We start from the raw sequence: 11,831 nt of genomic DNA on the forward strand, positions 1-11,831 counted from the left end.
CCCGGCAAATCAAATTGCCATGATGCGTTTCAGGTCCACGAACGCGGTTTCGTACAAATGTTGAAACGCGCCTGTCATGACTTCTTCCACGCCTTCGGCCGCGTCGAACTCGCTCGACCATTGCGCCACGCAGGAAGCGCCGCCCGGTTCGCCTGTGACGCGCAAAGTAGAACGGTAGTTCTTGACGGGGATCGGACCCGAAACGATGGTGTAGCTGTAGCTCTTGTCCGCTTCGCTGTAGCTTTGCAGGCGTTCGGCGATGATGGCGCCGTCCGTGGTTTTCAGGCGGCGCACGCGGCCGCCGTGCTCGGACAGGCTGGTCTTGATCGAGCTAGACCATTCAGCCAGCGACTGGAAGCCGCCGATAAAATCCCACACGCGTTCGGCGCTTGCCGCCAATGTTACAGAAACAATTACTTGGGCCATCTTTAATTCGGTTCCTCATCCAGGTTTGCCGGGCGCCGTGCCCGGCCGGCCGGAGTTGCCCGGCACAGCCGCTATTTTAACGCCCATGCGGCGTTGCTGCTGGGCGGAAAATAGCAACAGGCCAGCCTGGCGAGGCAGTCTTACAGATTTTCTGCCAGGAAAATCAAGGAATTGCCATGTGCCTGGGCAGCGGCGCGCTGCTGGTAGCTGTCGCGGTGGGTGCAATTGAAACCGTGCTCGGCGCCCGGGTAGATATGGATTTCCACGTCTTGCCGGTCTTCGAAGCGCTCGGCGATCTTTTGCACGGCTTCCGGCGGGATATGGCTGTCCTGGCCGCCGAAATGCATGAGCAGCGGCACCTGGATCCGGTCAGCCAGGTCCAGCTTGTTCTGGATGCCGCCGCCGTAATAGGCGATGGCAACATCAACCAGACCGGCCGCGGCCGCCTGGAACGACAGCCGGCCGCCGAAGCAGTAGCCGACGGAAGCCAGCTTGCCCGTCACTTCCGGCCGCGCGCGCAGGACGGCGATGGTGGCGGCGATATCGGCGTCGGCATGCGGATTGTCGGTAGCCTGCATCAGTTCGACGGCGCGCTTCCAGCCGTCCGCGTCATAGCCCAGCTCGATGTGCGCGCCGGCGCGCCAGAACAGGTCGGGCACCAGCACCACGTAGCCATCGGCCGCGTACTGGTCGGCCACGGCGCGGATGTGCTCGTTGACGCCGAAAATTTCCTGCAACAGGATGATGGCGGGGCCCTTGCCCACGTGCGGCACGGCCAGGTAAGCCTGGAAGCTGCCGTCCGGGCCGGCGATATCGATCCACTGCGATGTTGTGCTCATAGAAAACTCCAGTCTGAGGTTGGGGGGAATGCCACAGCCAGGCATGTTACTGGTTTTTACCTCTTTCTGCGCCCGCCCTTTGTCCAGGCTTGGAGCCTATCCCATTAGTGAGCGTCCTCTGCTGGCAGTTCATCCGGAGCGCGGACAAGGCGTGAGGAGGACGCGTGGCAAGCCACGCGAAGACGATCAACGCAGTCCCCGCTTCTGAGGGGCGACAGCGGAGGATGTATTCATCTACTGGGACAGGCTCTTAATACATCTCGCGCAGGTAAATCACGGGACCCGACTTGAAGACGCCAAAGACGACGGTGCCCACGGTGCTGGGCAGGTATGCAATGCCGGGCACGGAAACATCGACGCTGCCGCTCTTGCCGACGCCGGGCGCCGCCAGGATCAGGCGTCTATTCGGCGGCAAGATTCCCTTGTCGAACGTATAAGTAATAGTAGTGCCAACGGGGAATGCAAAATCCTTGCACACCAGGGTTTTCTTGCAATTGGCAAACACCACCAGCGTGTTGTCGAACGCACTGATGCTGTCCAGCAGGCTGGTAACCCAGGTCTTGCCATCCCAGTACTGCGCCTGCACCGCCAGACGTACGGGATAGCGCTCGGAACCGTAGTCATGCGGCACCATCAGGCGGCCCGTGAGCACGGTCAGTTGCGCTTCCATGCCATCGGCCGGCGCCGAGCTCACATTGCCGGCAGCCGGATAGGCATACGTCGCGCGCAGCAGCAGCCCCGTCGGCGATGCCAGTGCGGTCGGCTCCTTGGGCACGGCATAGGCGGCGGGGAAGCTGTAGGCGATGGTACGCGTGGCAAGGCCATTGGTAAAACTGGTGACCGGCACGCCCGCCACGGCCGCAGCTGCTTTTGCCCCATCCGTCAGCGTGCTGCCCGATGGGGCCGTGGGCGGATAGCTGTTCTTCCCCGTGGCAGCGTCATAGGGGACCAGCGACACCTGCGTCGTGTTGATGCCGTCATTCCTGGCGTCGAAGTTCTTCGTCTCATTGCCAGCGGCCGTCTGGGCGCGGATGGTCAGATCAAAGGGCTGGCGCGAATACACGGCACGGTCACCGGCGCACACGAGCGGCGCGCTGCACGGGAAAGGAAACGGCATCTTCACGCCCCCCCCGATGTCCACTTGCTTGATGACCAGTTCCGTCACAAAGTGGTGCGGGTAAAAGAGCACGGTGTCGCTCGGTCCCGGCGACGTCAAGCTGCTGCCCAGATATCCGTTTTGCAGCGCGGCCGTGAAATTGATCTTGCCCACTTCGGGCCAGACCAGCGGCGGCGCCACGATGACGCCCCCTTTCTTCACGAAATCGAGATCGCCGCTGACCTGCGGATTGACTGCGCTTGTGTAGAGCGGCGCCTGCAGATTACGGTCGAGCACGACTTTTTGCACAGCGACACCGCTTTCGTTGCCAAAGTTCTTCGTCACGGCATCGAGCGCATTGACGGCCGATAACGTGATGGTCGCCCCCGCCACGAGGGGCGCTGCCGCCAGGCCCGCGCGCTGCGTCGGCGCCAGCTTCGTGAACAGAAATTTCTTCGGCGCCACGACGACCGTACCGCTGCCGTTCATGTCCAAACCTTTGTCGCTGCCGCTGTCCGGCTTGTAGGAGGCTGTCAGAAGCAGCGCTCCCGCATCGGCATACAGCATGTTCGGCTTGGCTACGCCGTCGGCGCCGAACGTCACCGTCACCTTGGTGCTCGACCCGCTGCAACTGCTCTGGTCGCTGGCCGCCAGGGCAACATAACTATTTTTGGTACTGTCAAAGATACGCGCAGGCAATGTTCCCTTGTCCGGATTGCTGTACCCGCAACTGAGGTTCAAGTCCTTGGTCTGGCTGGCGAACATGGGCACGCACACGTCCCTGTTGCCGGACGAGGTCTGCAAGGCGCTGATTTCCAGTACGGCCACGTCCTCGGCGTAGCGCGGAACGCCGCTTACCTGGAAGCCGCTGGAAAGAAAGCTGATCTGGCAATTGCTCGTGTTGCCGCCGCTCTTGCACACCAGCGCGCCCGTCGTGGCGGGCGTGCTGACCAGGCTCAGGGTGGCGATGCCCACCGTGGTCTGGCGCACCGTGACATCGGCGTTGACGCCGCTGGTATCGATCTGCGTCGGCACGCCGCCCGGGCTGACGGTAACGCTCACGCCATTCTTGTAGACCGCGCTGCAGCTGGCATCCGCGCAGGCCGTCACCTTCACCGTGGGCACCTGGCAAGTAAGCGCCGTCAGCGGGTGCTCGATCTGGAAATGGTGCAGTCCGCTCAGCGTGCCGGGCCCGCACTTCGGCCCCATCGGTTCATTGAAGGCCCAGCCGCTGTTGTTCGTCACGCAACTGCACGGGTTCGATGGCGTATACGCCTTGCAAGTGATGGTTTGCTGCACCCGGCCCTGCCAGCCCAGGGTGATGTGGTCGACCAGCGCATTGCCCGTGATATACGCGTTGGACGAGTCCAGCGTGACGTTGCCGCCCTCGACGTTGCCCTTCACGCCATTGCCGGAGGCGATGCTGAGGGAGCTGGACGCTTTCACGTCGCCCGTGACCAGCAGGCCCGAGGCCTTCAAGTCGATGGTCGGCGACGTCAGGTTGCCCTTCACCTGGCTGCCCGAACCGACTGTCAGCGAGGTACTGGCCGTGATATCGCCCTGCACCTGGCTGTTCGCTGCCTCGATGCTGACGACGGGCGCCTTGGTGGTGCCATTCAGGTTGCTGCCCGAACCGAGGCTGAACGCATTGACAGCCGTCACGTCGCCCGTGATCGACACGCTGGAACTGGTGGTGATGCTGCTGCCGTTGACGGGTCCCGTTATGGTCGAGCTGGAGCCGATGCTGACGTTGCCGCTGGCCTTCACGCTGCCCGTGATCGTGACCTTGGAGTTGCCGCTGATCGAGCCGCCGCTGATGGCGCCATTCAGCGTCGAGCCGGAGGAAATGTCGATATTGCCCGTGGCCGTGATATTGCCCGTCACCTTCACGGGCGTGCCGCCCAGGGAGACGGACGCCGCCGAGATATCGGCCACGAGCACGGTGCCGCCCTGCGACCCCACCTTGAAATTGCCGCCCTTGGCCGTCAGGCTGCCGCCCGTGATCTTCAGGTTGGGCGGATTGACATTGCCGATGTCGATATTCTTGTTGGCAGTCAGGGCCGCCGTGCCGCTCATGCTCAAGCCCTGGTTGTAGTCGATGCTCACATCGCTGTTGACCGTCACGCCATAGCCGCTGGCGATGACGACGTTGTCGGTGCTGCCCATGATCAGGCTGGCGCAAGTATATTGGTTGCTGGACGCCGGCAGAGTGCAGCCGTTGACGGCGCCGCCATTGAAGTTGAGCGTAACCGCGTGGGCAAGGGATGAGCCCAACAGCAATGTCAGGGCGGCAAAAAGATGGAGTAAGCGCACGATATTCAGGAATCCGATGGGTGGGGAGCCAGCGGGCGCGCGGATTATTTCATGCTAACCTACGCCATCGCCGTTGTTGCATTATGGCAGTATTTATCCCCCTCGCGCATATCGCATGATCAAGCAAAACCCCAAAGAATTCCCCCTGCGTACCGTCGACATCATCGTCTATCCCGGTTTCAAGGCGCTCGAAGCCATCGGCGCCATGAAGGTGTTTGACTACGCCAACACCCATTTGCGCCTGCGTAACCTGCCCGGCGGCTACGACGTGCGCATCGCCTCGACGGCCATCGGCCCTGTCGAATCGGACACCCTGATGTCGCTACACGCCAGCAAGGCGCTCGATGCCAGCCGCCTGCCCGACTTGGCCGTCATCGTCGGCTGCCACCACGTCGAGCAAGTCTTGCAGGATATTCCCGCCCTCGCTGCCTGGGTAGCCGAAGCGGCACCCCGCATCGGCACCCTGGCGGCACTATGCACGGGCTGCTTCTTCCTGGCCGAGGCGGGCGTGCTCGACGGCAAGAGCGCGGCCACGCACTGGAGCGCCGTGGACAGTTTGCGCCAGCGCTATCCATTGATACAGGTCAATGCCGATGCGATTTTCGTGCGGGAAGGGAAATTCTGGACGTCGGCCGGCGTGACGGCCGGCATCGATTTGGCGCTGGCCCTGGTGGAAGACGATTTCAGCCGCGATATCGCGCTGGAAGTGGCGCGCGACCTGGTGGTGTACTTGAAGCGGCCCGGCGGCCAGTCGCAGTTTTCCGTGCACCTGTCGAGCCAGATGACGACGCATCCGACCATCCGCCAGTTGCAGGGCTGGATCATGGAACATCTTGCCGAAGAGCTCACTATTCCACTGCTGGCGGCCAGGCTGGCCATGAGCGAGCGCAATTTTACGCGCGTGTTTCAGCGCGAAACGGGCACCAGTCCCACGGAATTCATCGACACGGCCCGCTTCGAAGTGGCGCGTCGCTTGCTGGAAGACAATGTGTCTTCCTTAAAACAGGTGGCCGTGCAGGCGGGCTTGCATAGCGAAGAGAGGCTGCGCCGCCTGTTTCAAAAGAAACTCGCCATCACGCCGCGCGACTACCGCGAGCGCTTTTCCAGCACGGCGCGCTAGGCGCAGCGGGAATCAGCGCGGCTTGCCGTGGCGCACCTGGCGCGTGGCCAGTTGGCGGCTCTGACGGGCCAGCGGTGTAAACAATAGTGCGCACAGCAGATACGTGGCCAGCAGCGCCAGCCAGATGGCGGGCGTGGCGAGGCTGGCGGCATTGCTCCACCACAAGGCCAGCAGGGAAGACAGGGCCGCGCCGAGGAAGACGGGCAGCATGCGGCGCAAGGTCGCGAGGTAGGCAGTGGCAAACATGGACGGCTCCCAAAGCAAGGCGGATGTCTTCACACTAGCAGGGGCAGGCGGCGAAGTACAGCCTGCCGCCCTGCCCTGTCCGTCAAGTGTTGCGCAATGAGTACATTCAGCTCAATCCAGCGCGCTTAATACAGCACGACCGAACGGATCGATTCGCCGCTTTTCATCAGGTCGAAGCCCTGGTTGATATCCTCGAGCTTCAGGCGGTGCGTGATCAGGTCGTCAATATTGAGCTTGCCTTCCATATACCAGTCGACGATCTTCGGCACGTCCGTGCGCCCCCGCGCACCGCCGAAGGCCGAACCGCGCCATTCGCGCCCCGTCACCAGTTGGAATGGCCGCGTGGAAATTTCCTGGCCGGCCGCCGCCACGCCGATGATGAAAGACTTGCCCCAGCCCTTGTGCGTGCACTCGAGCGCCTGGCGCATCAGGGTCGTGTTGCCCACGCATTCAAACGAGTAATCGGCGCCGCCATCCGTCAGTTGCACGATGGCGTCGACGACGTTTTCCACCTCATTCGGATTGATGAAATGCGTCATGCCGAACTTGCGCGCGATGGCCTGGCGCGCCGGGTTGATGTCGATACCGATGATCTTGTCGGCGCCGACCATCTTCGCCGCCTGGATCACGTTCAGGCCGATGCCGCCCAGGCCGAACACGGCCACGTTGGCGCCCGCCTCGACCTTCGCCGAGAACAGCACGGCGCCCACGCCCGTCGTCACGCCGCAGCCGATGTAGCACACCTTGTCGAACGGCGCGTCGGAGCGGATTTTTGCGAGAGCGATTTCCGGCACGACGATGTAGTTCGAGAAGGTCGACGTGCCCATATAGTGGAACAGCGGCTGGCCATTCAGCGAGAAGCGGCTGGTGGCGTCCGGCATCAGGCCGCGGCCCTGCGTGGAACGGATGGCCTGGCACAGGTTCGTCTTTTGCGACAGGCAGAACTTGCACTGGCGGCATTCCGGCGTGTACAGGGGAATGACGTGGTCATCCTTTTTCAGGGTGTTCACGCCCGGGCCCACGTCGACGACGACGCCGGCGCCTTCATGGCCGAGGATGGCGGGGAAGATGCCTTCCGGGTCGGCGCCGGACAGGGTGTAGTAATCGGTGTGGCAAATGCCCGTGGCTTTCAGCTCGACCAGCACTTCGCCGGCGCGCGGGCCGGCCAGGTCGACTTCTTCGATGGTCAGCGGGGCGCCCGCCTTCCAGGCAATCGCGGCTTTGGTTTTCATGTGTGTCATTCCTGCTCGGTTTCAGATGCGCCATTATCGGGCGGCTGCGGGCGCGGCGGTATCGCTGGACCCGCGCTTGTCTGAAAACGCGGCGCATTTGTCCGATGCCGCCGCACGGTGCAGCAGCGCACGGAAGTGCGGCCGCCACGCGGGGTATGCTTGCGCAAGCTCAATCATGCCGACGCCAAAACGCGCATTCTTGCAGCAAACCTAGCGCCATACCGTGCAGCCGTTTCATCGTTCCCGCAGGAGACTGACATGCGCCACTTCCTATCCCGGTTTTCCCCTGCCTGGTCAGCTTTGCTGCTGGCCTGCTGCCTGAGCCTGCTGGTATCGTGTGGCGGGGGCGGCGGCCACCATCCGCCTGCCGCCGGCACCGGCAGCCTGAATGTCAGCATCGGCGGTTTGCCTGCCGGCGTGGCGGGCGCCGTCACGGTGGGCGGTCCCGCGTCATACAGCAAGGCGCTGACGGCGAGCACCACGCTCACCGGCCTGGCGCCCGGCGCCTACACGCTCAGCGCCGCCAGCGTGGCGCAAGGCACGGGGACGCTGGCGCCCACGCCCGTCACGCAGCAGGTGCAAGTCAATGCGGGGGAGACGGCCAGCGCCAGCGTCCTGTATGCGGCCGCCACGCCGCTGGCCCTGGGGCTGCAGGAAGTGGCCAGCGGCTTGAGCGCGCCCATCTTCCTCACGGCGCCGCCCGGCGACAGCCGTTTGTTCATCATCGAACGGGCCGGCCGCATCCGCGTGATGCAAAATGGCAACCTGCTGGCCACGCCCTTCCTCGACATCAGTACGCTCACCACCACGAGCGGCGAACGAGGCGTGCTGTCGCTGGCCTTCCATCCGCAATACGCCAGCAATGGCTATTTCTTCCTGTATTACACCAACCTGGCCGGCGATATTGTCATCGAGCGGCGGCAAGTGTCGGCTGGCAACGCCAACGTGGCCGATCCCCTGTCCGCGCTGACCATCCTGACGATTGCCCACCCCACGTTCAGCAACCACTATGGCGGCTTGCTCAGCTTTGGACCGGACGGCTATCTGTATGCGGGCACGGGCGACGGCGGCAGCGCGGGCGATCCGCCCGGCAATGCGCAAAACACCAACGTGCTCTTGGGAAAACTGCTGCGCCTGGACGTCAACGCCAGCAGCGTCACCCAACCGTATGCCATTCCACCGGGCAACCCATTTGCGGCGGCAGGTGGGCGCCCTGAAATCTGGGCCTACGGCTTGCGCAACCCGTGGCGCTACGCTTTCGATGTGCCGGCCCAGCTGCTGTACCTCGCCGACGTGGGCCAAGGCAACTGGGAAGAGGTCGATGTGCGTCCCGTGGGCCAGGCGGGCAACAACTATGGCTGGAACATCATGGAAGGCGCGCACTGCTACAACAGTGCCAGCTGCAACCAGGCGGGGCTGGTCCTGCCCGCCATCGAATACGGCCACGATGCGGCCGGCGGCTGCTCGATCACGGGCGGCTATGTGTACCGGGGGGCGGCCTTGCCGGAGCTGGCGGGGCAGTACCTGTATTCGGACTACTGCAGCGGCTGGCTGAAGAGTTTCAGCTACAGCAATGGCACGGCATCGGCCGTGACAGACTGGGGCATCACGAACGTGGGCAACATCCTGTCGTTTGGCCAGGATGGTCAAAACGAGCTGTACATGCTGAGCGGCACGGGCAAGGTGTACAAGATCGTCCGTAAATAGGCGTACGCAAACCTGTGTGCCAGTGAAGCGGACGGCACGCACGCGGCTGAGGGCATTTTTCGACGGGATGCGGGGAACCGGCTAGAATTGATATTTCCGCCGCGCCCTGCGCATCAGACCAAGAGAACACCATGGCCCGTTTGAAACTTGAATTTCCTGAAGACCAGTACTGCTATTCCTCGCAACTGACGGTACGCACGACGGACATCAATGCCGGCAACCATCTCGGCAACGATTCCATGATTTCCATGATTTCCGAGGCGCGCGCCCGCTTCCTGTTCGAATATGGCGTGCGCGACATCGAAGCGGACGGCACCGGCATCATCGTCACCGACCTGGCCACCACCTACCGCGCCGAAGCCCATGCGCGCGACCAGCTGCTGTTCGAAGTGGGCGTCATGGATTTCAACAAGTATGGCGGCGACATCACCTTCCGCATCACGCGCCCGCGCGACAACACCCTGATCGCCATGGCCAAGTCCGGTTTTGTGTTCTTCAACTATAAGCTCAGCCAGGTCGTGCCCATGGCGGAAGATTTCGGCAGCAAGTTCCCGCAGGTAAACTGGATCGACTGAGGCGCGGTACATTCTGGCCATCATCCTGTATGCTTATCAGGATGACATGCAAAATTAACCTGCGCCACACCGGCGCCTGCCTGCTGGCCGCCTGCGCGATGGCGGCACCCGGCATCGGCCATGCCGCGCCGCAAACCGTCATCCTGTACGGCGACGACGATTATGCACCGTACAGCTATGTGGAAAACGGCGTTTTCAAGGGCATGTATATCGACATCCTGCGCCTGGCAGCCAGTGCGATGCCCGATTACCGGCTGGAACTGCAGCCACGCCCCTGGAAACGGGGGCTAGCCGCGCTGGAAAAGGGCCAGGTTTTCGGCCTGTTTCCACCCGGACGCAAAACGCAACGGCCGTACGTGCAACCGTATTCGGCCATGCTGTACCGCGAATCAGTGGTCCTGTTTTGCCATGATGCCGTCATGCGCACGCCGCGCACGCGGTTTCCCGCTGACTTTGCCGGCCTGACCATCGGCGTCAATACAGGTTTTTTGCTCTCGGAAAAACTGATGGCGCCGGCCCGCGAGGGGTTGCTGCGCCTGGAAGCGGCCAAGGGCAATGAAGCCAACCTGAAAAAACTGGCCTTGCGGCGCATCGATTGCTACGCCAGCGACCGCGGCGCGGCGCGCCACACGGCGCGCCAGCTGGGCGCCGAACTGGCCAGTTACGGCTTTCAATTGCACGAAGTGCTGGAATTGTCGTCCGAAGCCACCTACATCGCCTACAGCGCGCGCAATACGCCCGCCTACAAGGCCGATTTCATCCAGAAGATGAATGCCGCCCTGCTTGCCATGCGGCAGAACGGCGAGCTGGCGCGGATCGAGGGTGCCTACTTGCCCTGAACTTGCGGCGGTGTCAAGGAGCTTACCGGATTGCTGCGGCCCTTGGGAGTGATATCAAAGGCGCTTTTAAACCAATCATCGATCAACTGCTTTTCATAGCGCAACGCGTCACCGCTGGAATAGCGATTGAGACGCTGCAGATACGCCATATCGGACATGGCGGATTCGCCACTGGCAATGACCTTGCCATTTTGCTCGAGCACATAACGCAGACGCATGCGCGGCCAGTCACTTTGTCCATTCAGCACGCGCAGGTCACGGCCACCATGGCGTCCCGGCTCTTCGCGTCCCGCCATATCGACATCGGTGACTTCTATCTTCAGTTCCTGTCCCGGCCGCAAGCGCTTGCCGAGGAACTGAAAATGTTCTGCTAAACCCTTCAGCACATCTTGTCGGTCATGCGGTTTGAACGGCAAATCTGAAAACTCTTCCGGCTTGGCAAAAGTCACTTCAACGCCGGCAAAAGCACTACTGCTGGCTACCAGCATCACGGCGGCTATCCAGGTTTTCGTCGCTCTCGAAATGCGCATACAGTATCCCTTTCAAAAAGTCTTACAAGCGGGCAAGCTCCGAAATGCCATTCATCGCGGCACCTTGCTTAAATATACATCAAATGGGAATTTCTGTAGCGCAATATATCAAAAAAGACAAATAACGTCCTGACCCGCATCTCACCTTGCTGGCAACTTATTTACGCATTGATGGCTTTTTTTGCGTCTTGAAGGTGTCGGCAAACCAGTCATCGATCATCTGTTTCTCGTAACGCAGCTTGTCGCCGCTGGAATAGCGGTTGATGCGCGTCAGATAGGACATATCGGACAGGGCTGCATCGGCATTGGCGATGACCTTGCCATCTTGCTCCAGCACATAGTGCAGGCGCATGCGCGGCCAATCGGCCCCGCCGGTCATCACGCGGAAATCCTGCGTGGAGCGCATGGCGGGATTTTCACGGCCAGCCATGTCCAGATCCGTCACATCGATCTTCAGGGTTTGCCCAGGCTTGAGCGACTCTCCCAGTTTCTCGAAATGCGCCGTCAAGTCCTTGAGCACTTTCTCACGCTCCGTCTGATCGAAAGACAGGTCCGTGAATTGTTCCGGCTTGGTGAAATGCACTTCCGTGCCCGCCCAGGCGGCGCTGCTCGCCAACAAGGCAAGACCAGCAATGAAGGTACGCGTCGTTTTCATGATGAGTCCTTTCAGGAATGTGGATGGCGCTCCGGCCATTCTTTACGTTTTAATATAGCGCGATGTGTTTCATTCTAAAGAGAAACTAATACATTGTTACTTTTCTTGCGCCGTGTAACGAACATGGCGCAGACACAGACTTTTTTTTCCAGATTCATTGGCAATATTAATTAAAACAAAGTATTGTCTTGAAAATATAGTTGCCTAAGCGATAAAGTATACATAGTGTCGCCAGCGTGGATTTAAAGTGCTT

11 protein-coding genes are annotated in these 11,831 nt (G+C 61.5%); 4 read left to right on the forward strand and 7 right to left on the reverse strand.

The annotated features are described in order from the left end of the window. Window positions 1-9 precede the first annotated feature (9 nt). The 3 genes from CSQ92_RS27355 to CSQ92_RS27365 all read right to left on the reverse strand — a co-directional run bounded on the left by CSQ92_RS27355 (window position 10) and on the right by CSQ92_RS27365 (window position 4,635). A complete protein-coding gene (locus tag CSQ92_RS27355) occupies window positions 10-426 on the reverse strand; it encodes an SRPBCC family protein (RefSeq protein WP_092608892.1) in 417 nt (138 codons plus the stop codon). 140 nt (window positions 427-566) lie between these two features. After that, window positions 567-1,265: a dienelactone hydrolase family protein gene (locus CSQ92_RS27360; protein ID WP_099395909.1), complete on the reverse strand. Its 699-nt coding sequence runs from the start codon at window positions 1,263-1,265 to the stop codon at window positions 567-569. Window positions 1,266-1,515: 250 nt separating this feature from the next. Then, window positions 1,516-4,635 carry a polymer-forming cytoskeletal protein gene (locus CSQ92_RS27365; RefSeq protein WP_143450444.1) on the reverse strand — a complete coding sequence of 1,040 codons (3,120 nt, stop codon included), beginning with the start codon at window positions 4,633-4,635 and terminating at the stop codon, window positions 1,516-1,518. A gap of 154 nt (window positions 4,636-4,789) precedes the next feature. Here CSQ92_RS27365 and CSQ92_RS27370 point away from each other — a divergent pair, with 154 nt between their 5' ends. Next, the gene (locus tag CSQ92_RS27370) at window positions 4,790-5,794 is read left to right on the forward strand and encodes a GlxA family transcriptional regulator (RefSeq protein ID WP_099395911.1); all 1,005 of its coding nucleotides are present in this window, start codon (window positions 4,790-4,792) and stop codon (window positions 5,792-5,794) included. 12 nt (window positions 5,795-5,806) lie between these two features. Here CSQ92_RS27370 and CSQ92_RS27375 read toward each other — a convergent pair whose 3' ends face one another. Both CSQ92_RS27375 and CSQ92_RS27380 read right to left on the reverse strand, forming a co-directional pair. After that, on the reverse strand, window positions 5,807-6,040 hold the full coding sequence (locus CSQ92_RS27375) for a hypothetical protein (RefSeq protein WP_099395912.1): 234 nt from the start codon (window positions 6,038-6,040) through the stop codon (window positions 5,807-5,809). A gap of 125 nt (window positions 6,041-6,165) precedes the next feature. Continuing rightward, window positions 6,166-7,272, reverse strand: a complete 1,107-nt coding sequence (locus tag CSQ92_RS27380) for an S-(hydroxymethyl)glutathione dehydrogenase/class III alcohol dehydrogenase (RefSeq protein ID WP_099395913.1) — start codon at window positions 7,270-7,272, stop codon at window positions 6,166-6,168. 258 nt (window positions 7,273-7,530) lie between these two features. On the opposite strand from CSQ92_RS27380, the gene CSQ92_RS27385 reads away from it, so the two are divergent. From CSQ92_RS27385 to CSQ92_RS27395, 3 genes are all read left to right on the forward strand, one after another. After that, a complete protein-coding gene (locus CSQ92_RS27385; RefSeq protein ID WP_099395914.1) occupies window positions 7,531-8,979 on the forward strand; it encodes a PQQ-dependent sugar dehydrogenase in 1,449 nt (482 codons plus the stop codon). Window positions 8,980-9,110: 131 nt separating this feature from the next. Continuing rightward, window positions 9,111-9,554 (forward strand): thioesterase family protein, encoded by a 444-nt coding sequence (locus CSQ92_RS27390; protein ID WP_034784316.1) that lies wholly within the window; start codon window positions 9,111-9,113, stop codon window positions 9,552-9,554. Between the two features lie 41 nt (window positions 9,555-9,595). Beyond that, the gene (locus CSQ92_RS27395) at window positions 9,596-10,393 is read left to right on the forward strand and encodes a substrate-binding periplasmic protein (protein WP_218964093.1); all 798 of its coding nucleotides are present in this window, start codon (window positions 9,596-9,598) and stop codon (window positions 10,391-10,393) included. On the opposite strand, the gene CSQ92_RS27400 is transcribed toward CSQ92_RS27395, so the two are convergent. Further along, window positions 10,381-10,923, reverse strand: coding sequence for a DUF3016 domain-containing protein (locus CSQ92_RS27400; protein WP_092608910.1), 543 nt, complete (start codon window positions 10,921-10,923; stop codon window positions 10,381-10,383). The two genes, CSQ92_RS27395 and CSQ92_RS27400, sit on opposite strands and share 13 nt — an antisense overlap. A gap of 157 nt (window positions 10,924-11,080) precedes the next feature. Next, a complete protein-coding gene (locus CSQ92_RS27405) occupies window positions 11,081-11,578 on the reverse strand; it encodes a DUF3016 domain-containing protein (protein ID WP_180277127.1) in 498 nt (165 codons plus the stop codon). Window positions 11,579-11,831: the final 253 nt, after the last annotated feature.

The organism is Janthinobacterium sp. BJB446 (genome assembly GCF_002735655.1).
Taxonomy (GTDB): domain Bacteria; phylum Pseudomonadota; class Gammaproteobacteria; order Burkholderiales; family Burkholderiaceae_D; genus Janthinobacterium; species Janthinobacterium lividum.

What these genes read in the sequence shown, in the direction of transcription:
- CSQ92_RS27355 (WP_092608892.1), bottom strand. Translation starts at nt 426, where the DNA reads ATGGCCCAAGTAATTGTTTCTGTAACATTGGCGGCAAGCGCCGAACGC.
- CSQ92_RS27360 (WP_099395909.1), bottom strand. Translation starts at nt 1,265, where the DNA reads ATGAGCACAACATCGCAGTGGATCGATATCGCCGGCCCGGACGGCAGC.
- CSQ92_RS27370 (WP_099395911.1), top strand. Translation starts at nt 4,790, where the DNA reads ATGATCAAGCAAAACCCCAAAGAATTCCCCCTGCGTACCGTCGACATC.
- CSQ92_RS27375 (WP_099395912.1), bottom strand. Translation starts at nt 6,040, where the DNA reads ATGTTTGCCACTGCCTACCTCGCGACCTTGCGCCGCATGCTGCCCGTC.
- CSQ92_RS27380 (WP_099395913.1), bottom strand. Translation starts at nt 7,272, where the DNA reads ATGAAAACCAAAGCCGCGATTGCCTGGAAGGCGGGCGCCCCGCTGACC.
- CSQ92_RS27385 (WP_099395914.1), top strand. Translation starts at nt 7,531, where the DNA reads ATGCGCCACTTCCTATCCCGGTTTTCCCCTGCCTGGTCAGCTTTGCTG.
- CSQ92_RS27390 (WP_034784316.1), top strand. Translation starts at nt 9,111, where the DNA reads ATGGCCCGTTTGAAACTTGAATTTCCTGAAGACCAGTACTGCTATTCC.
- CSQ92_RS27395 (WP_218964093.1), top strand. Translation starts at nt 9,596, where the DNA reads ATGACATGCAAAATTAACCTGCGCCACACCGGCGCCTGCCTGCTGGCC.
- CSQ92_RS27400 (WP_092608910.1), bottom strand. Translation starts at nt 10,923, where the DNA reads ATGCGCATTTCGAGAGCGACGAAAACCTGGATAGCCGCCGTGATGCTG.
- CSQ92_RS27405 (WP_180277127.1), bottom strand. Translation starts at nt 11,578, where the DNA reads ATGAAAACGACGCGTACCTTCATTGCTGGTCTTGCCTTGTTGGCGAGC.